The 20,762-nt window shown below is 62.3% G+C and carries 17 protein-coding genes; all 17 read left to right on the top strand.

Annotation, left to right across the window (positions count from 1 at the left end):
• Positions 1-135 precede the first annotated feature (135 nt).
• The 17 genes from VEZ38_RS06125 (at position 136) to VEZ38_RS06045 (ending at position 20,652) form a co-directional block, all read left to right on the top strand.
• Positions 136-1,188, top strand: coding sequence for a type IV pilus twitching motility protein PilT (locus VEZ38_RS06125; protein ID WP_324892461.1), 1,053 nt, complete (start codon positions 136-138; stop codon positions 1,186-1,188).
• 22 nt (positions 1,189-1,210) lie between these two features.
• Positions 1,211-2,419, top strand: a complete 1,209-nt coding sequence (locus VEZ38_RS06120; protein WP_324892460.1) for a type II secretion system F family protein — start codon at positions 1,211-1,213, stop codon at positions 2,417-2,419.
• 27 nt (positions 2,420-2,446) lie between these two features.
• On the top strand, positions 2,447-2,806 hold the full coding sequence (locus VEZ38_RS06115) for a competence type IV pilus major pilin ComGC (protein WP_324892459.1): 360 nt from the start codon (positions 2,447-2,449) through the stop codon (positions 2,804-2,806).
• A gap of 58 nt (positions 2,807-2,864) precedes the next feature.
• The gene (locus tag VEZ38_RS06110) at positions 2,865-3,635 is read left to right on the top strand and encodes an A24 family peptidase (protein ID WP_324892458.1); all 771 of its coding nucleotides are present in this window, start codon (positions 2,865-2,867) and stop codon (positions 3,633-3,635) included.
• Between the two features lie 76 nt (positions 3,636-3,711).
• Positions 3,712-4,824: a type IV pilus biogenesis protein PilM gene (gene pilM / locus VEZ38_RS06105; RefSeq protein ID WP_324892457.1), complete on the top strand. Its 1,113-nt coding sequence runs from the start codon at positions 3,712-3,714 to the stop codon at positions 4,822-4,824.
• Positions 4,821-5,711, top strand: a complete 891-nt coding sequence (locus tag VEZ38_RS06100) for a hypothetical protein (RefSeq protein ID WP_324892456.1) — start codon at positions 4,821-4,823, stop codon at positions 5,709-5,711. The genes pilM and VEZ38_RS06100 overlap by 4 nt, the downstream gene beginning before the upstream one ends.
• Positions 5,708-6,499, top strand: coding sequence for a hypothetical protein (locus VEZ38_RS06095; RefSeq protein WP_324892455.1), 792 nt, complete (start codon positions 5,708-5,710; stop codon positions 6,497-6,499). The genes VEZ38_RS06100 and VEZ38_RS06095 overlap by 4 nt, the downstream gene beginning before the upstream one ends.
• Before the next feature lie 4 nt (positions 6,500-6,503).
• Positions 6,504-7,130 carry a copper amine oxidase N-terminal domain-containing protein gene (locus VEZ38_RS06090; RefSeq protein ID WP_324892454.1) on the top strand — a complete coding sequence of 209 codons (627 nt, stop codon included), beginning with the start codon at positions 6,504-6,506 and terminating at the stop codon, positions 7,128-7,130.
• Positions 7,131-7,154: 24 nt separating this feature from the next.
• Positions 7,155-7,553 (top strand): type IV pilus modification PilV family protein, encoded by a 399-nt coding sequence (locus tag VEZ38_RS06085; protein ID WP_324892453.1) that lies wholly within the window; start codon positions 7,155-7,157, stop codon positions 7,551-7,553.
• Positions 7,550-8,200, top strand: coding sequence for a PulJ/GspJ family protein (locus tag VEZ38_RS06080; RefSeq protein WP_324892452.1), 651 nt, complete (start codon positions 7,550-7,552; stop codon positions 8,198-8,200). Before VEZ38_RS06085 ends, VEZ38_RS06080 begins: the two co-directional genes overlap by 4 nt.
• Before the next feature lie 21 nt (positions 8,201-8,221).
• A complete protein-coding gene (locus VEZ38_RS06075) occupies positions 8,222-9,607 on the top strand; it encodes a hypothetical protein (protein WP_324892451.1) in 1,386 nt (461 codons plus the stop codon).
• Positions 9,608-9,762: 155 nt separating this feature from the next.
• Complete coding sequence (locus VEZ38_RS06070) at positions 9,763-11,034, top strand: molybdopterin-dependent oxidoreductase (RefSeq protein ID WP_324892450.1); 1,272 nt, start codon at positions 9,763-9,765, stop codon at positions 11,032-11,034.
• Between the two features lie 87 nt (positions 11,035-11,121).
• Positions 11,122-11,337, top strand: coding sequence for a hypothetical protein (locus VEZ38_RS06065; protein ID WP_324892449.1), 216 nt, complete (start codon positions 11,122-11,124; stop codon positions 11,335-11,337).
• Between the two features lie 456 nt (positions 11,338-11,793).
• Positions 11,794-14,196: a GH116 family glycosyl hydrolase gene (locus VEZ38_RS06060; RefSeq protein WP_324892448.1), complete on the top strand. Its 2,403-nt coding sequence runs from the start codon at positions 11,794-11,796 to the stop codon at positions 14,194-14,196.
• 4 nt (positions 14,197-14,200) lie between these two features.
• A complete protein-coding gene (locus VEZ38_RS06055) occupies positions 14,201-15,295 on the top strand; it encodes a GTP-binding protein (protein WP_324892447.1) in 1,095 nt (364 codons plus the stop codon).
• A complete protein-coding gene (locus VEZ38_RS06050; RefSeq protein ID WP_324892446.1) occupies positions 15,292-16,284 on the top strand; it encodes a LacI family DNA-binding transcriptional regulator in 993 nt (330 codons plus the stop codon). The genes VEZ38_RS06055 and VEZ38_RS06050 overlap by 4 nt, the downstream gene beginning before the upstream one ends.
• A 147-nt stretch (positions 16,285-16,431) precedes the next feature.
• On the top strand, positions 16,432-20,652 hold the full coding sequence (locus tag VEZ38_RS06045) for a discoidin domain-containing protein (protein ID WP_324892445.1): 4,221 nt from the start codon (positions 16,432-16,434) through the stop codon (positions 20,650-20,652).
• Positions 20,653-20,762 lie beyond the last annotated feature (110 nt).

The raw sequence follows: 20,762 nt of genomic DNA, 5'->3' as shown, positions 1-20,762 counted from the left end.
GAAAAAGAAATCTCTGAAAAAACTTCATAACTTTTTCATAAAATCGTGTTGGTAGATACGGTATAATAGTATAATGGTCTCATTAGAACATAGTTTAGATGCGACTGAAGGACTACGTAAAGGGGCGACACGCCGATGCATCCGCTGCTGCAAATGGACAATCTGCTTCGATTGGCGCACGAACGCGGCGCTTCCGATGTTCATATAACCGCGGGCGCGCCTGCCGTGTTCCGCATCCACGGCGCGATGCAGCCGGCCTTCGGCGAACCGCTGACGCCGCAGCAGACGCTTGACATGACGAAGCAGCTGCTTACGCAAGAGCAATACATGTCTTTCCTCGAACGCGGCGATTACGATTGCTCGTACGGCATCGAAGGCGTCTCCCGGTTCCGGGTGAACGCGTACCGGCAGCGGGGGAACGCGGCGATGACGATCCGCCTGATCCCGACGAACATCCCGCCGCTCGAGCGGCTGGGCTTGCCGCCGAGCGCGCTCGACTTCGTCAATAAGCCGCAAGGCTTGCTGCTCGTCACCGGACCGACGGGAAGCGGGAAGTCGACGACGCTCGCCGCCATGATCGATCACATCAACCGGACGCGCAGCGATCATATTATCACGCTAGAGGACCCGATCGAGTTCGTGCACCCGAACAAGCGCTCCATCGTTAATCAACGCGAGATCGGCGCGGATACCGCCTCGTTCGGCGTCGGGCTGCGCGCGGCGCTGCGGCAGGATCCCGACGTCATTCTCGTCGGGGAGATGCGCGACCTCGAAACGATCCAAACCGCCATTACCGCCGCGGAGACGGGTCACCTCGTCTTCGGCACGCTCCATACGGCGGACGCGCCGCAGACGATCGATCGAATCATCGACGTCTTCCCGCCCGAAGCGCAGCAGCAGGTGCGCGTGCAGCTCGCGGCCGTGCTGCTCGGCGTCGTCGCCCAGCGGCTGCTCCCGCGGGCCGACGGCTCGGGACGCGTCTCCGCGATGGAAATTCTCGTAAGCACGCCGGCCGTCGCGAACTTGATCCGTACCGAGAAGGTGCATCAAATTCGCTCGATCATGCAGACGGGACGCGCGCAGGGCATGCAGACGATGGAGACGGCGCTTCGCGAGCTCGTGCAGCAGCGCATCATTACGATGGACGCGGCGAAGGAAGCGTTGTTCGGATTCGGCGAGCTAGGATAAATAAAGCAAGGGGTGTCGGCCGATGGGGAGGTTCAAATATGTCGCCGTCGATCAACACGGGGTTTACAATAAGGGCACCTTGGAGGCGTCGAGCCTCGCCGGCGCCGTAGAGGCGCTTCGCGAGCGGGGGCTGTGGCCGATCCGCTGCTTCGATCCCGGCGCGAGCATCTGGCACCGAGAGATCAAATTCGGCGGTCCGAAGGTGAAGACCCAGCACTTCACCGTGTTTTGCCGGCAGCTGTCGACGCTGTACAAGGCCGGCGTCAACATGGTGGAAGCGGTCCGCGTCCTCGCCGAGCAATCCGAGAGCAAGGAATTCCGCAAGGTGCTGACCGGCGTGGCCGAGGATCTCAAGCGCGGCTCCCAGCTGTCTGCCGCGGCGGCGCAGTATCCGACCGTCTTTACGGCCGTGTTCGTGAACATGGTGCGCGCCGGGGAGGCGAGCGGCAATCTCGACGAGATGCTGAGCCGTCTCGCGATTTTCTACGAGAAAGAGCACAACACGCGGGAAAAGGTGAAGTCCGCCATGGTGTACCCGGTCTTGATGCTCGTCATCATGGTGCTAGTCGTCACGGCGATGATGCTTTTCATCATCCCAAGGTTCGTAAGCACCTTCTCCTCGATGGGGCTCGAGCTGCCGCTCCCGACCCGGATCGTCATTGCAATGAGCGGCTTCATTCAGGGGTATTGGTATGCGGTGATCGCCGGCCTGTTCGTGCCCGCGATTCTCGTTCAAATCATGAAGCGGATTCCCAAGGGCCCCTATGTGCTCGACTGGCTTCGTCTTAAAATGCCGGTATTCGGCGTCCTCGCCCAGAAGCAAGCGCTTGCCCGCTTCGGACGCGTCTTCAGCTCGCTGTACGGCGCCGCGATACCGATGCTGCAGACGCTGCAAATCGTCGCATCCGTCGTGGACAACCGGGTCGTCTCGAAGGTCATTATGGATTCCCGCGAGCACATTCGCGGCGGCGAATCGATCGCGGACCCGTATCGCAAGTCATGGGTGTTCCCGCCGATGGTCGTGCAGATGCTCGCGATCGGGGAGAAATCGGGTTCGGTGGACAGCATGATGGCGAAGGTTGCCGATTTCTACGAAGCCGACGTCGACCAACTGACCGACCGGCTGAAGGCGGCTCTGGAGCCGATCATGATCGTGCTGCTGGCCGGCGTCGTCGGCGGCATCGTCCTCGCCGTCATGTTACCTACGTTTTCATTGTTCAATAACATATAAAATTTATTTGGCAGGAGGAACGGAAACATGCTGAAAGTTTTGAAAAACCAGAAGGGCTTAACGTTGGTGGAGTTGCTAGCCGTAATCGTCATCTTGGGCGTCATCGCCGCGATCGCGGTGCCGTCGATCGGCGGCATAATCGCGAATTCGAAATCGAACGCGGACGTGCAATCGGAAGCTTTGTTGAAGGATGCGGCGGAACGGTATGCGCTGGACGAGAATTTGCCGACGACGACGACATCGGTTACAGTGGCGGACCTCGTGGCGAACGGTTATCTGAAATCCGCGCCGACGAAGCAATCCAACGGGGCCGCGTATACGACCGTGACCATATCTTACAACTCGACGACGGGATGGACGGCCACGGCCGTATCGACAGGAACATAATGTTTTCCAGTCAGGGTAACTCCACCGAGTTACCCTTCTTTACCTAAGGAGCATGGATATGGAGCAACTGCATCTTTGGTTCGCACTCGCGCTCGGGGCGCTCGGACTGCTCGTCGGCAGCTTTTTGAACGTCGTCGCGATTCGGGTGCTGAAGAAGGAATCGATCGTCTTCCCTCCGTCCCATTGCGTCCATTGCAGGCACAGGCTGCGGGCGTACGACCTCGTCCCGGTCGTCAGCTATCTCGCGCTTCGGGGGCGCTGCCGCGACTGCCGGGGACGCATCTCGCCCGTATATCCGGTCGGCGAGGCGGCGACCGCCGCGCTTTACGCTTGGGTGGGCTGGCATTACGGACCGCTGGACCTGGAATGGGTTGCGGGCTTGTTGCTTGTTTCGATTCTCGTCGTCATTACGCATACGGATCTCAAATCCATGCTCATTCCCGACGCGGTCGTCTTTCCCGCCTTGGGTCTGGCGGTCCTGCTCCGTGCGTTCCTTCATCCGCAGCCGCTGTGGAGCTACGCCGCCGCGGCGGCGGCGGGCTTCGGCCTCTTGTATGCGCTGGCGGTCGTGAGCAAGGGCGGCATGGGCGGCGGCGATATAAAGCTTTATTTGTTTATCGGAGCGCTCTGCGGGCTTCAAGCGACGTTCTTGTCGCTGTTCGCCGCAAGCGCGCTCGGAGCGGCGTACGGCATCGCCGTTCGGGGGCTCGGACGTCTGCAGCCGAAGCAGGCGATTCCGTTCGGGCCGTTCATCGCGGTCGGCGCGTTCCTCTCGTTCCTGTACGGCGAGGCTTGGGTCGACGGGTATATCCGGTGGATGATGTCGTAATAAAGTTCGGAGGAACGGAGCAGCATCCATGGTTCGAGTGAAAAGAAAACGACGGCATCTTAGAGGGGGCGGAGAGATGGTACGTTCGATCGCTTTGCCGTTCGTGCGTCGCCTCCTCTCCGCCCGATCCATCGGCGTCGAAATCACCGACCGCGAGGTGCGGTGGGTGGAAACCGCAGGCGGCGGCGTCCCGGACATCGTGGCGGCGGCGTCCGAGCCGCTGCCGGAGGGGGCGGTCGACGAAGGCCGCATCCTGCAGGTGCCTGCCGTCATTCAAGCGTTGCAAACGCTGCGGCAGCGCGTCGGCACGAGGCAAAAGAACGTCCATCTGCTGCTGCCGAGCACGCTGACGATGGTGCGCTTCTTGAAGCTGCCCGACGTGCCCGCGAAGGACCTAAAGAAAATGATCGATTTCGAGCTGCGGTTCAACATTCCGCTGCCGTTCGATAAGCCATATTACGATTACGTCAAGCTGCCGGCGACGAAGCCGACGGCCTCGGCGGCGCCTGCTCCCGCCGCCGCGGAGCCGCCGCTCGGACAATGGACGCTGGGCGGCGGCGCGCTGGAGGCCGCGGCGTCGAAGGAAGCGGAAGAGACGAGGCCGACGAAGGAATGCGAAGTGATGATCGTCGCGGCGCCGCTCGACACGATCGAAGAGTACGCCGGCGCCGCCAGAGCTGCCGGCCTAAAGCCGATCAGCATTGAGATCAAAGCGCTGTCGCTGCTTCGCGTCGTGGAACGGCTTCGTCCGATCGATCCGGCTTCGACATTCGTCCTGATCGATTTGACGGCAACCTACGCCGATATCGGCATCTACCGCGACGGGGCGCTGCGCATTACTAGAAACAAGGCGATCCGTTTTCCGAAGGCGCAGCCGTCCGCCGATCCGACGACGGATTGGTCGCAGTTCGAGTTCCAAAGCGCTTGCCAGGATTTGGCCTCCGAGGTGGAACGATTCATCAACTTCTACCGGTACTCGCTCAACAATCGGGACGAAGAAGTGGGGCATCTGCTGCTCTCGGGAGATGCGGAGCGTATTGAGGACATCGCGGCATACTTCAGGGATCGGTTTCCGTTCGATATCGGTACGCTTCGCATCGAGGGGAAGGTCAAGCATCCCGGGACGGGGCTTGATCTCATCCGATACATCTCGCCGCTCGGACTCGCGCTTAGGGGGCGGGAAGCATGAGGGCGATCAATTTATTGCCGCGAAAGCCTTTCTGGGTGCAATGGTTCGGACCGCTGCTGGCGGGGATTTTGTGCATGTACCTCATGATCGGCGCGGCGATGGTTTGGGCGACTTGGTCCAACGAGTCGGCGCATCGAAGCAATAAGGCGGAGACGGAGGCGCTCCTGCAGCAGATGCAAGCGTTGCGGGAGGACCGCGTTCCCGACCCTGCCATGAACCGGTTCGCTGCATTCCAAGAGGTGGTCGGCGCGCTGGAAAGCAGCCGCTACGATTGGGTGCCGGTGTTGGAGGGGATCGTCGGACGGCTTCCCGCCGCCGCGCGGATTACGAATGCGTCTTACGATCCGGAGTCGGCGCGCGTCGCGCTCGAGACAGAGTTCAAGTCGCTTACGGACGCGGCCGCTTATGTCGGCGCGCTTCGGGCGGAGCCGCTCTTTTCGAGCGCCAATGTCACGGGGATCGAGGCCGCGCAAGCGTCGCCGGTCGCCGATGAATCGACCGAGCCGGGGGAAACCGTCGTCGAGGCGTCGCCGCTGCTCCGATACGAGCTGTCCGCCGACGATCCGGCGCTGCGGGAGCTGGAGTGGATTATCCTGCGGCAGGCGATCGCGCAGCAGGAAGGCATCGCGTTGCCGGTCGAATCGCCGTACGAGACGCCGTCTGCCTATCCGGAGCTCGAAGGCACGTTCACGCCGGCGGAAATCGAAGAAGCGAGAGAAGCCGTCAGGCGGCAGCAATCGAACGGGGAACCGGACGCTCCGCTCCCGGAAGCGGAGGCGGCGGCCGTTCCCTATTATCGGGTTCAGTTGTCGCTCGGCGTCGCCGGCGTCGAACCGATTCCGGCCGAAGCCGCCGATGCCGCAAAGCAAGGGGGCGGGCCGTCATGACGAGCAAGCAGCAAATCGAAAAGCTGCTGACGGCGCTGCGCGACCCCAAGACGTTGTTGACGGTCGTCGCGCTCGTCGGCGCGCTTCCGGCGATGCTGCTGTTCGCGCGGGCGTATGTGCCCGCCGCGCAGCTGGCGGCGGCGTCCGCCGGGGAGCTGGCGATCATGCGGGAGGCGCACGACCGATTGAGTTCGTCCCCGATGCCGGATCCGTTCCGGCAGGAAGAACTGATCGCGTGGCTCGCGAAGGTGCCGACCGAGGAAAACCATGCGTCGCTCTTATCCTTGCTGCTGGACATTGAGGCACAGAGCGGCGCACGCATCGAGCGATTCGAAGTAGGCGAGGAAGAAGCGCCGAAGGACCTTATCGACCTGCTGGCGGAGGCGCAGTCCCAGGCAGCCGCGGGCGGCGCGGGTGGCGAACAAGCGAAAGCGCGGCAGCCGACCGAAGCCCCGGCGGCGGAGGCGCTGCAGGCGGAGCTCGTGACGATCGAGGTCGCGGGAACATTTTCGCAAGTAAAGACATATTGGGAACGTCTCGCCGGGATGGAGCGGGTCGCGGTCATCCAACAATGGAGCTTATCGGCCGCCGAAACGGAGAAATCCGACCCGACGGAAGCGACCGTGCGGTTACAGCTGCGCTTCCGCCTGTATACGGCCCCTTCGTTCAAGGATTTGGCGCCGGCGGATGCGTCGTCGCCGTCGGGCCGCGAACCGTCCCGCCTTGATCCGACCATGACGGACGAGCAATTTTATGACCGGTTGACGGGCACGCCGGGGAAGGAGTGACACGATGCGTCGCAAAGCTTGGGTGATTCCGCTGATGGTCGCGGCGTCGTTCGCGGTGTCCGGCCTCGCATGGGCGGAAGGGAAGTACCGTACGATTGAAGCGTTTTTCGACCGGATCGACTACCGTATCAACGGACAGGCGGCCGCCGTACGGAAAGAATCGTTCATCTATAACGGGTCCATCTACGTGCCGCTGCGAACCGTCGCCGAGCTGCTCGGGGCGAAGCCGTTCTGGGACGCGGCGACGCGCTCGGTCACGCTGGAATTCGTCGGCGACGATATCGATGCGCTGCTCGGCGCTGCGAACGAAGGCATGTACCAGTACATTTCCTTGGAGCACAACCGTGTCGTCGAGAGCCTCGCGACCCATCTCCGCAGCGGCGATGCGGCCGGCATTCGCGCCGACATCGAGGCATGGGCCGTCCTGCGCGACGTCTCGCTCGAAATCGGCGACGAGGACATGGCGGATTCGTTCGCCAAGCTGATGGCGGCGGCCGAAGTGCTGCGAAGCGGATGGGCGTCGAAGACGTTCGAGGATTACATGGTCGCCTGGCAGCTGCTGCGCGGTTCGTACGAGGAGCTGCGCGGCCTGTTGCAATCGCGCCTTGCGGTCGCGCAAGCCGCACAATAGAAGTTAGAAGGAAGGGATTCTGCCATGCCGATGCCGCTTCGCAACGAACGAGGGTTTACGCTGCTCGAAGCGCTTGCGTCCATGGTCATTCTCGGCTTCGTGGTCGTCGGCGTGATGAACCTGTCGGGGTATACGATGAACGCGAACGCGCGCGCAACCTCGATGGAGGAAGCGCAGCAGATCGCGGAGGAGAAGCTGAGCATCGTCCGGGAACACATCCGCGCGAACGATGCTTTGCCGGCGCCTCTCGTCTACCCGATCGACGAATATACGGTTACCATACAAGCCGACGACGATCTTGAAAATGTTACCTACGACGCCTCCTCCTTCGCGCCCCGGCATACCTCGCTCCAGGCGCACGCGTTGATCGGGGGCATGCCTCGTCTCGTCACGGTGACGGTGTCGTGGGGGGAGCCGGAATGAGGCCGCGCGGGAACGGCGCGGACGCTCCGCTTCGGAACGAACGCGGGCTGACGCTCGTCGAGCTGTTGGCAGCGGTCGCGATCTCGGCGATGATTTTAGCCGTCGCGACGCTCGTGCTTGCGAACCTCTCGCATTTGTTTTCGTCGAACGCACAGCGCTACAAGGACGATTCGGCGATCAAGCTGACGATGAATACGCTCGCGGCCGAGCTGTCGAATTCGACAAGGGTCGCGTTCTATCCGGATATCGGGGAACTTCGTTTTCTGACGGGGGACGGCGAAGGCGTCGTCTATAAAGTGGCGGTGTTCGATGCGTCCGCGTCGCGACTGACGATTTACCGATTCAGCGAAGCGGACGACGACGGGACGAACGACGGGGCGCATTTCGAGGACGAGACGAAATCGTTCGCTCTTCACCCGGCGTTATATACGAGTCCGGTCCGGCTCGGCGACAACGTAACGTCGGTCGCGTACTTCTTATCGAACGGAAACCCGGTGCCGGCCGAGCCGGTCGAGAACGGCGAGCGGATCGAGATCGTCGCCGCGTTCGAAACCGAGCGAGTCAAAGTGTCCGGCGCGACCGAGCCGAACATCGAGGAACGGCGGCGGACGGTGAAGCTCCTCGCGGAGCCGGCCGCGGAACCGTAAAGGGAGAATGGGGGCACGATGATGGAGCTTCGGAATGAACGAGGCGGCGCCGCGTTGTTGTATATCCTGATGATCGCTCTTGTACTTGCGGTCGTGACGCCCGCCGTGCTCGCGACGACGTCGAACGAGTCGCTGCGCGGCAAGACCGACGGGCACTCGCTGCTTGCGACGAACTTATCCGTCAGCGCGATGGAGACGTTCCTCGCGTATTTATATACTTATGAGGAGGAACAGGACGGGACGGATCCGGTCGCGTTCATCAATGCGTATCCGGGGATGGGCACGACGTCGTACGAAACCCCGGAAGGCACGCCGGTGACGGTCGAGCTCGCCATGACCGGACCGAACGAAGGCGCGTACACCGCCGTGGTATCCGTACAGGCGGGCGCCGCGCCTGCTAAGCGAACGAAAACGGTAGCGTATACGCTCGTTCCGCCCACCTCGTCAACCTCGGCTCCCGTGCCGAACGAGGAGGGACGGTACGAGGTGCCGGAAAACTCGACGGGAATTTACGTGGATTCCGATCAGAACGCCAACGGCGTGGACCCCACGGTTGTCAATCGGTCGATCTCGACGCTGGAAACGATTATCGGCGGCATCATCGACGAGAGCGAAGCGGAATTCGCGGACGAACTGACCGCTTATGCCCAAGCAGCGCACGAATGCACCTGCGCAACCGTAGATGAAATCTTAACGGCGTATAACGTTTACGACGATTTCGCCGGTCCGACGTCGCCGGTCGTGATAAAATCTACGGCCGCGGCGGTGACGATCGATAAGAACTTTACGTTCGGGACCTCCGGCGCGCCGATGATCCTCGTCGCGAAAGATATAAACAGCAGTCGAAATTCCGCAAACCTAACGCTGAACGGCAGCCTGTACCTTACGGAGGATCTGTCTTTCTCCGGCAACAATTCCACCCTTACGGTCAACTCGGTCGGCGGGAATTACGGAGACTTGATCGTTCAGGGTGTGTTATACGCTCAAAATACGCTCGTGATCGACGCGGACGGCGACGTATTCGCGGGCTCGCTCGATTTCGACAACACGGCGACGGTGACCGCGGACAGCTTGACCGTAACGGGCCATTTCGACGTCTTGAACAATACGACGCTGAACATCACGAAGGACATCGCGGTCGGCTCGATGACCGTCAACAACAATACGGTGCTGACCGTAACCGCAGGCGACTTTCTGGTCGAAGGCGACTTCGCCGGCGGAAGCAACAACACGATTTCGACCGGGGGCGTCATCGCGGCCGGTGGCGACTTCTCGATCGCTACCGGCTCGACGCTGGAGACCGGAGGGGGGTCGACCTCCTTGTACGAGGTAGCGGATACGTTCGACGGCGACGTCGATCCCGAACCGACGCCCGGCACCGGCTGGGCGATCGATCGGAAAGGCTGAACGGCTCCTTGCGGGGCCGTTTTTTTCTTTGTTCGCCCGGCTAGTATTTTCGCGCGCGTTCCGGTAATGTTTTCCTTGTAAGGGTAAGCGGGACGAAACATTGAACGCATGAAATATTCATTGGATTAATTAACAATGGACAGGAGGCGAACGCGATGCGCGAAGCGGCGAGACGGTACACTTCCAAGATGGGAGGAAAGCTCAAGCGCCTTCACGCTTGGAATGCGTGGATCGTTTGCTTTCTCGCGGTTTCCGGCGTCGTGCTGTACGCGCCGGCGCTGCGCGGACCGACGGCGCCGATTCGAACGGCGCTGAAGCAAGGGCATATCGCGGCGGGCGTCGTTTCAGTTCTTCTGTTATTGCTGTATGCCCAGTTTCTGGCGAGGCACGCGAAGCAGCTTCGCGGCAAGCGACCGCAGCTCGGGAACTTGGCGGTCGTGCTGATTCTTCTCGTCGGCTGGAGCGTGACCGGCACGATCCTGTGGCTCGAGCGGTCCGTGCCGGCGGCGTGGACGTCCGCGGCGTTGCTCGGGCATGACCTGTTGACGTGGGTCGGGGTGCCGTACGCGATGTTTCATTCCGTCTCGCGAAGCCGCTGGGTGCGGGAGCGAAGGGCGCGGGCGGTCGATGCGGAGCTCGAGGGAGCGCTTGACGGCAGACGCAGCTTCGACCGGTACGACGGGACGAGGAGGCGGCTTGTCGTCGGCGGCCTCGCCGCGGCGGCGGCATTGGTCGCGGGACCGGCCGTATACCGGTGGCTGTCGCGCCTAGGCGCCTCGGGCAGTATGGCGACGGACGACATCGCGGTCGTCGCGCCGCAGGGGAGATTACCGGATCAAGCCCCGGGACAAGAGCTGCTCGAGCCGCTGCCCGAATCGGACCCGCCGATCGGCGGCGGCGCGGAAGGCCGTTTTCGGATTTATACCGTGACGCCGATTCCGCGGTTCGATCCCGGGAACTGGACATTCACGGTCGACGGTCTCGTGGAGCGGCCGCTGTCTTTCGATTGGCCGACCTTCGCGAAGCTGGCCCGAACGGCTCAAGTGAGCGATTTCCATTGCGTAACCGGCTGGTCGGTATACCGGGCGACGTGGGAGGGCGTGCCGCTGAAGGAGCTGCTCGCGGCGGCGGGCGTCGCGGCCGGAGCGAAATACGTAAAATTTTATTCCGGGGACGGCGTGTACACCGACGCGCTGTCGCTCGAGCAAGCCGGGATGGAAGACGTCATGGTCGCCGCGCTGATCGACGGGAAGCCGCTTCCGGAGGATCTCGGCGGACCGGTGCGCTTGATCGTGCCGAAGATGTATGCGTATAAATCCGTGAAGTGGCTTCAAGGCATCGAATTGATCGACCGGGAGCACATCGGTTATTGGCAGGAGCGCGGCTACGAAATCGACGCATGGGTACCGGGAGAGAGGAAGGCGTAAGGGCGCATAACAATATTCTCCATGGGCATACTACCCTCAATACGCATGAACGCAGACAGGATCAAGATCAGGGAGGCTCTCATCGGGATGCAATTAAACCGGTACGACATGGCGATTATCGAGCAGGCGCTTCGCGAGGCGATTAATCAGGGCGCGGACTATCATAAGATTTCGACGTATCAGTCGGTGCTCGGAAAGATGCAAGAGATGTATTCCGGGGACCCCGTCGCAGGGGGCATGTCCGCCGCGGCACAGGACGGGTTCCGTTACGATTACGACGATCGATCCGACTTGAACGCGTAACGATAGTTTCCCGGGAAACCGCAGGAAGCGACACAAAATATTCGATGATCGACAAGTTTTCCGACAATTTCGACAAATGTGTCGAGGGGGAGAGCATTGCTTCGCCTCGGCACGGTCGAATCGGGAAAAGGAGGGCCGATAAGGCCCTTTTTATAGGTTTGGGGGGCTACTCATAAATGCGTGCGGCTGGACAAATTGTACAGTTATTTTTTCTTCCCAGCGGAATGAAAGCGCTTCATTTGCAGGGAATACAGGTTATTCAGACGAAAGAACCGACCTGCGCTTTTGAAATAGATGGACGCGAGCGCGGAATAAATATAGTAAATTCTATAAAACCATGTTTACTGATTTTACCCTCTGAGTTATGATCGTAACGAAAATCGTTGGAGCGGAGGCGGTAAGCGGATGGCGGTACGATTGGAAACAACGACTCGGGTTGAAAGCGGTAACAAAAGAGTGGCATTCCCGCTCGGCGGCATCGGGGCAGGGATGATCTGTATTGAAGGAACGGGCGGCTTCTCTCACGTCTCGCTCCGGCATCGGCCGGACGTCGACCACGAGCCGATGCTGTTTTCGGCGATCTACGGACGGGGGGAGGGCGGCGAGTTCGCCAGAGTGCTAGAGGGGCCGGTCCCCGCATGGAAAATATTCGGGACGCTGGTCTCCGATACCGCGTTCGGTCCGGGCAACGGCCTCCCGGGTAAGCATTACGGCTTGCCTCGATTCGCGAAGGCCGAATTCGATCCTTCGTTCCCGTTCGCGACGGTGACGCTCCGGGACGATAAGCTGCCCGTCGCCGCGGCGGCGACCGCCTGGAGCCCGTTCGTTCCCCCGAACGCGGATGATTCAAGCCTGCCTGTCGCAGGGGTTGAATATACGTTCGAAAATGTCGCGGACGCGCCGCTCGAGCTCGTCTATTCGTTCCACGCGTCGCAGTTTATGGCGACGCCGGGCTCCGAGACGCATCGCGTCGACCTTGCGCCGTCCGGCCGCGGCTTCGCGCTCGTCCAGCCGGCCGACGACGGAAGGCCGTGGGACGCCGGCGCCTTCCTCGCCGAAGTCGACGCGCCCGACGCCGCAGCGGACTGCGCCTGGTTTCGCGGCGGATGGTTCGATCCGCTCAGCATGGTCTGGAACGCGATCGAAGCCGGGCGCTGCGAAGCGAAAGCGCCGTACGACGAAGGAAAGCCGAGCCCGGGCGGCAGCGTCTACGTGCCGCTGTCGCTGCAGCCGGGCGAGAAGCGAACCGTCCGCGTCTCGTTCGCATGGTACGTCCCCGATTCCGATCTCTCGGTAGGCGTTCCGAAGGAGGAATCCGCCGGCGAAGCTGCCGCATACTACCGTCCATGGTACGCCGGGAAGTTCGGGAGCGTCGGCGACGTCGCGCTGTACTGGGCCCAAAACTATGACCGGCTTCGGACGGAGAGCGAACGGTTCACGTCGACGTTCTTCGGCACGACCGTGCCCGAACCGTTCGTCGAGGCGGCGGCAGCGAACTTATCGATATTGAAGTCGCCGACCGTCCTTCGGCAAACCGACGGCCGGCTGTGGGGCTGGGAGGGCTGCCACGACGACCGAGGCTGCTGCCACGGCTCCTGCACGCATGTCTGGAACTATGCGCACGCCGTGCCGCATTTGTTTCCTGCGCTGGAACGGACGCTGCGCGACACCGCCTTCGTCGAAGGGCAGGACGAGCGCGGCCACCAAAATTTCCGCGTCCCGCTTCCGATCCGGCCGGTCGCGGATCACGGCTTTCACGCCGCCGCCGACGGGCAGCTCGGCGAAATTATGAAGGCGTACCGGGAATGGCGCGTCTCCGGCGACGACGATTGGATGCGGTCCCTTTGGCCGCGCGTCGAATCGGCGCTCGAGTACTGCATCGCGACCTGGGACCCGGACGGCATCGGCGTCCTGATTGAGCCGCATCACAACACGTACGATATCGAATTTTGGGGGCCTGACGGTATGTGCTCGTCGGTGTACCTCGGAGCGTTGAAGGCGGGAACGCGGCTGGCCGAGGCGTTCGGCGCGCGCGAGACGGCGGATCGGTACGAGGCGCTGTACCGCAAGGGCAAGGCGTATTTGGAAGACGAGCTGTTCAACGGAGAGTATTTCGAGCAGAAGATCGTCTGGGAAGGGCTTCGGGCGAAGCCGCCCGAGCAAGAGCTCTCGTTCCAGACTCATTATTCGCCCGAGGCGCTGGAGCTGCTCCAACGCGAAGGTCCTAAATACCAATACGGGAAAGGCTGCTTATCCGACGGCGTCATCGGCGCATGGCTCGCGGAGATGTGCGGGCTGGGGGACATTTTGGATCGGGAGAAGGTCCGGAGCCATCTGCTCAGCGTGTACCGGTATAATTTCAAGCGGGAGTTGACGGAGCACGCGAATCCGCAGCGCCCCGGCTATGCGCTCGGCGACGAGGGCGGGCTGCTGCTGTGCACGTGGCCGCGCGGCGGGCGGCTGTCGCTGCCGTTCGTCTACAGCAACGAGGTGTGGACCGGCATCGAATATCAGGTCGCATCGCATCTGCTCTCGCTCGGCTGCGAGCGGGAGGCGCTGGACATCGTCGAAGCGTGCCGAAGCCGTTACGACGGGAGCCGCCGCAATCCGTACAACGAATACGAGTGCGGCCACTGGTACGCCCGGGCGATGGCGTCCTACGCGCTGCTGCAAGGGTGGAGCGGCGTCCGGTACGACGCCGTCGAACGGACGCTGTATGTGCCCGACCGCGGGCGCGGCGATTACAGCTGCTTCCTCGCGGCCGCAGGCGGTTACGGCATCGCCGGCCTGCGCGGCGGCGTCCCGTTCTTCGATTGCGCGAGCGGCGCCGTGCCGATCGACCGCATCGCGAAGGCGTAACGCGATGGCGACGACGTTCATTCCGCTGAGCGGGTTTCTCGGCGCCGGGAAGACGACATGGATGCTCGCCGCGGCGGATCGGCTGAAGGCGAGGGGGCTTCAGGCCGCTTGCATCGCCAACGATCAAGGCGGCTTGTTGATCGACGCCAAGTCGGCCGAACGCTCCGGCATGCCGTACGGAGAAGTGCGCGGCGGCTGCTTCTGCTGCAAATTCGACGAGCTGACCGATACGGTCAACGTGCTGCTCGCCGCGAATCGGCCGGACGTCGTCTTGGCCGAGGCGGTCGGCAGCTGCACCGACCTGGCGGCGACCGTCGTGCGCCCGCTGCTCGCCTTGCACGGCGACCGCGTCCGGCCGCGTCCGGTCACCTCGATCATCGATCCGCGGCGTCTGGAGGAGCTGTACGGCGGCGGAAGCCGATTCACGCCGGAGATCGATTATATATTCCGCAAGCAGCTCGAAGAAGCGTCCTTCTTGCTGCTTAACAAGGTCGATACGCTGGCGGCGCCGCGGGCCGAAGCGTTGCTCGAGCGGCTGCGGCTGGATTACCCGAAGGCATTCGTCGCGGGCGTGTCGGCGCGAACGGGAGAAGGCGTCGACGCTTGGCTCGACGCGGCGCTTGCGGCCGACGCCTCGCGCGGCGCCGCGCTGGATATCGACTACGACGTCTACGCGGCCGGCGAGGCGCAGCTCGGCTGGTTGAACCTCTCCTGCGACGTCGGAGGGCGCGGCTTCGACGCGCCGACCGTATGCGCCGCGCTCATGGCCGCGCTCCGGGAAGCGTTCGCGGAGGCCGGCGCGGAAATCGCCCATCTCAAGCTTTGGGCGCAGGACGCGGCGCATGCGCTGCGCATGAATGCGGTGCGCGGCGACGAGCCGGCCGTCTCGGACGGAACGGCGCCGTCGTGGCGGACGGACCGCGCGGCGGTGTGGATCAACGCGAGAGCGAAGGCGGACGAAACGGCGCTGGAGCGGGGGGCGCTCCGAGGCTTGGAACGGATCGCGGACGCGTTCGGCCTGGACGTCGCGATTCGCGAGCTGGAATGCTTCGCGCCGGCGAGGCCCGTGCCGACGCATCGAATGGAGGCCCGGACATGACGGAAAAGCAGGACAACGCTCGGCGCAAGCCCGGCATTAAACACATCGCGGAGAAAACCGGCTTTTCCCCGGCGACGGTCTCCCTCGTGTTGAATAACAAAGGCTCCTTCTCCGAGGAGACGAAGCAAACGATTCGACAAGCGTACGCCGAAATCAACCATGACCGCGCCATGGCCGAGGGACGGCCTTTCGTCAGGCTGCTCATGGAGGAGTCGGCGGCTTGGTCGGATCCGTATAACGGCGACATCATCCGAGCGATCGAGCTGGAAGCGCGCGCCTTAGGCTTCGAGGTCGCGCTGACGTTCGTCCGCCCGGATGCGTCGCCGGCGGACTGGGTCGACGACGTCTCCGGCATCGTCTTGCTCGGCGGCGGCGAAATTACCGACGCGATGATCGAAGAATTAAAGTCTTACGAGACGCCGCTCGTGCTCGTCGACAACTACACGCGACGCGGCGACGTGCTGTCCGTGCATCCGGATCACTTCGGCGCCGGCTATGCGGCGACCGAATATTTGCTCGGCCGCGGCCATACGAAGATCGGCTTCCTGAGCGGTCCGGTCAAATACAAGCCGCTGGTCGACCGATACGCCGGCTATTGCGCCGCTATGATGGCGGCAGGGCTTCCGCCGAGGCCGGACTACGTCTCGCCTAACTTCGACCGAAAGCATATCAAGGGCTATTTGGAAATGAAGTACGTGATGGAGCTGGAGGATCGGCCGACCGCCGTATTCGCCGTAAGCGACCGATCCGCGTACGGCGCGCTGCATTATATGCGCGATGTCGGACTGACGCCGGGCAAAGACGTCGAGTTGATCGGCTGCGACAACATTCGGGGGGAGCAGGAGGTCGCCTCGCGCATCGCGACCGTGGACGTGCCGAGGGCAGAGGTCGGCGCCATGGCCGTCCGGTTTCTCGCGGAGGCGATGAAGGGGAATACGCTGCGCGGAAGGGTCGTGCTCCCCGGAACGCTGATTTTGCCTGCGCTGTAAATCATTGCATGCCGCATCTAAAATAAACCCAATACGACCTGCGGAACCTCCTATAACGTATAAAAAAAACCTCTGTCGCCCGCGTATCGTTTCCGTTATGTTCTATTTGTGCCGCGAAAGCGATTACAAAATGAATGGAGGAAGACGATGAGAAGAGGCGGAAACAAAGGGTGCAAAGCGTTGCTCGCATTCGCGCTGACGGCGTCTGCGTTGGCGTATGCGGGGCCGATGGATCGGGCCGAGGCGGCGAACGTCTATGTGGATACGGTCGCGGAAATACAAGCCGCGCTGACTTCCGCGCAGCCGGGCGACACGATTCTGGTGGCGCCGGGTACTTACGAGGATCCGACGGCGGATACGGTCGGCTTGCGATCGGCGTATTTCTACTCGACGGTCGACGGCACGTCGTCGGCGCCGATTACGATTCGCAGTCAGGATCCGGCGAACCCCGCGATCCTCAAAGGGGGAGACATCGCCCAGATCGGGTACACGCTTTACATTACGGGCGATTACTGGAGAATCGAGGACATCCACGTCACGCACGGCCAGAAAGGCATTATCTTGGACAATTCGAACCATACCGTCATCGACGGCGCCCGCGTATACCACACGGGTCAAGAGGCGATTCACGTACGGGACGGAAGCTCTAACGTCATTATCGAAAACAGCTTCGTCGACGATACGGGCGCGACGCTCGACGCGACGGACATGGGCTTCGCCGAGGGCATCTATATCGGCTCCGACCGATCGACGTGGGACGTCAACGAGGGCCAAAGCGGCAGCTCGGTGGAGCCGGGTTACGGGTACGATCGGATGGTTATGAATACGATCGTTCGGAACAACACGACCGGTTCGCTCGTGCGCGCCGAGCCGATGGACATTAAGGAAGGCGCGGGCGGCACGCTCGTCGAAGGCAATACGTTTCTCGGCGGCGGCATCGTCGGGGATACGTACAACTTCGCGGACAGCTTCATCGACGTGAAGGGGTATAACACGACGATTCGAAACAACGTGTTTTATCGCCAAAACAATTCGAACATCGACAACGATATCGCGGAGGTCAACCGCACGAGCACGAATCCGTGGTGTCCGTCAAACGAAACCTCCAACCAGAGCCTTACGAATACGGGGGACGGCAACACGTACACGAACAATACGTTCCACGCGGGGGATCCGCCTCCGGGCGAAGAGCCGCCGCCTCCGACCGGCGGAAGTCTGGTGCTGCCCGATTGGTCCGAAGCCGGCTATAAGGGAGGGCAATCGCTCCCGACCGGCGGCACGGTCGTCGACCTGACGACGAAGGGCATCGCGGCGAACGACGGGAACGACGATACGGCGGAGCTGCAAGCCGTCATCGACGGTATCCGCAGCGGCAGCTTAACGGTGAACGGCAGTCCGGTCAGCGAGAACAACAGGGCGATTCTTCAGCTTCCTGCCGGTCAGATCGACCTGTCCGGCTTCATCCGGATGGACGCGAGCTGGGTGACGCTGCGCGGCGCCGGATCGGATCCGAACACGGGGACGAAAATCGTGTTCAAGCCGGCCAGCACGTACGTGTCGGACAACGGCCTCCCGGTCATCGACGGGCGGCTCTGGCCGGGGTACGGCGCGTTCCGGGTCGAAGACCGGGAGAAGCATCCGAACGATACGAATTACGAAGGCAGCATTAACTTCCATTGGCTGTCCGGCGTGCGCGTCGCCTCCGGCGGCGGCGGCAGCAAGGGGGGGACGACGGTGCAAGTCGCGTCCGGGGAAGGGGACCGCTTCTCCGTCGGGGACACGATCTACGTCGGGGCGGCGAACACCGTCGAGTTTTACCAATCGATGGGCGCGCCGCAGGAGTATTGGATCAATCAGCATATGCGGAGCCAGATGTTCAAGGTGACCGGCGTCAGCGGGGATACTTTGACGATCGACAAGCCGCTGGAGTTCGATATACCTTACAGCAACGGCGGAGACATCTTGGGAACGACGTACTACAGCCGGGTCATGCCGGTCAAGACCGTAGAAGGGGTCGGCTTCGAGAACTTCTATTTCACGCAGGATATCTCTTATACGCCGTACAGCCACAAGAACTCCAACGATTACGACGCGGTTTCGAATCCGAACGGCGTCGGCTTGAAATACACGAACGAAGCGCCGGAATACGCGCTCCATGCGATCGTTTTCAAGTGGGCGGCGAACGGCTGGGTGAAAGGGATTCGGACGCATATGACCGGGTCGCATCCGATCGTCACCGAATTCGCGCGACATATGGAATTCCGGGACAACGTCCTATTCGGCGCATGGAACAAGGGCAAAGGCGGTCACGGCTACTTGCGCGGCTCGAAGCTCTATGACAGCATCATCGCGAACAATACGGTCGACCGGATCCGTCACGTTACGCTGCAATGGTCGGCGACGGGCAACGTCGTGACCGGCAATTCGTTCTCCGTCGATATGAACCTGCACGGCGGGTGGGAACGGAACAACTTGATCGAACGAAACACGATCGTCATTCCGTATTTGCATCAAAGCTGGGGCGAAGGGGAGGGCGGTGCCGAGCCGGAGGGCGGCACGTGGTACCCGATCTGGTACGGCGCCGGTCCGCATGCGTCGAAGTGGTCGGGCGCGACCGGCGAGAACAACGTGTTCTTTAACAATAACATGCAGAAACAGCAAAGCGCGGGCGCGGCGTATACGTCGTATGCGCCTTATGATCAGACGAATCGCATCTACCAGATCGGCTGGGACGGATCCGGCTGGGCGCATCTGGAGAAGCCGGACGGCACGCTGATCGGGACCTGGACCTACAACGAGACGGTCGATTTCTCCGCGTCGCCGAACTCCGGCGTGTACGATTGCTACACGTTCTCGGGAGCCTCGCTGCTGGGCGCCGGCACCGCGACGCTCGATTGCGGCGGCGGCGGAGGCGGCGGCGATACGCAGGCGCCGACCGCGCCGAGCGGTCTGACGGCGACGGCGGTCTCGTCCAGCGCGATCGATCTCGCTTGGACGGCATCCAGCGATAACGTCGGCGTAGCCGGGTATCGCGTCTATCGGAACGGCACGCTCGTCGGCACCGTGTCCGGGACGTCGTACAGCGACACCGGTTTGACGGCGTCGACGACGTATAACTACACGGTTCGGGCGTTCGACGCGGCCGGGAACGTCTCCGGCGACAGCGCGACGGCGTCGGCGACGACTCAGAGCTCCGGGGGCGGCGGCACGTCGGCGAAGCTGACGATCGCAGCCGTGACGGCCAGCAGCTATCAATCCGGGAACGAGCCGGGGGACTCGATCGACGGCAGCCTGTCGACGCGCTGGTCCGCGGAGGGCGACGGGCAGTGGATCCAGTACGATCTCGGCTCGAGCTATACGATCGACCTCGTGAAGATCGCGTTCTATAACGGCGCGTCTCGGACGACGGCCATCGACATTCTGTTGTCGACGAACGGCACGAGCTGGACGCAAGCGTTCAGCGGCTCCAGCAGCGGGACGACGACGGCGCTCGAGACGTTCGACTTCGCCGATGCGTCCGCCCGGTACGTGCGCATCGTCGGCCACGGCAACAGCGACAACCTGTGGAACAGCATCACCGAAGTCGAAATTTGGGGCTACGGCAGCGGCAGTGGCGGGGATACGCAAGCGCCGACCGCGCCGACCGGCTTGACGGCGACGGCGGCTTCGTCGAGCGCGATCAACCTCGCTTGGACGGCGTCGAGCGACAACGTCGGCGTCGCGCAATACGAAGTTTATCGCGGCTCGACGCTCGTCGGCACGACGACCGGCACCTCTTACAGCGATACCGGTCTTGCCGCTTCGACGACGTATACCTATACGGTCAGAGCGAAGGACGCAGCAGGCAACGTCTCGCCGGCGAGCGGTTCGGCGAGCGCGACGACGCTGTCGTCGACGCCTCCGCCGACTTCGGCCTTGAAGCTGCTGTATCAAGAAGGCGACGGGGGAACGACGGGCGACAACGACATCCGTCCGTACTTTACGATCGTCAACGACGGCACGACGTCGATTCCGCTCAGCGAGCTGAAGATTCGCTATTACTACAAGAAGGAATCCTCCGGCTCGCAGACGGCGACGATCGATTTCGCGACGATCGGCAAGTCGTACGTGACGGGGACGATTCATTCGTACAGTCCTGCGACGTCGACCGCGGACGCGTACCTCGAGGTGGGCTTCACCTCCGGCGCGGGCAGCCTCGCCGCGGGCGCGGATACCGGCAACATCAAGACGCGCATCAACAATGCGGATTGGTCTAACTTTAACGAGTCGAACGACTACTCGTACGGCCCTAGCTTTACGTCGTACGGGGAATTCTCGAACGTGACCATGTATCATAACGGCGTCCTCGTGTGGGGCGTCGAGCCGTAACCGTTCCGGCGATTTCGGGGCTTCGCGCTCCGGGATCGCCGGTTATTTTTCGCTTCCCAGGCGAACGTATATTCTGTACAATAGGGGTATGCATATACGGAAGAGGGCAA

It is taken from the genome of Paenibacillus sp. (genome assembly GCF_035645235.1).
Taxonomy (GTDB): Bacteria; Bacillota; Bacilli; order Paenibacillales; family YIM-B00363; genus Paenibacillus_AE.
The sequence above is the reverse complement of the archived record's forward strand: the minus strand, read 5'-3'. Positions and strand labels throughout refer to the sequence as shown.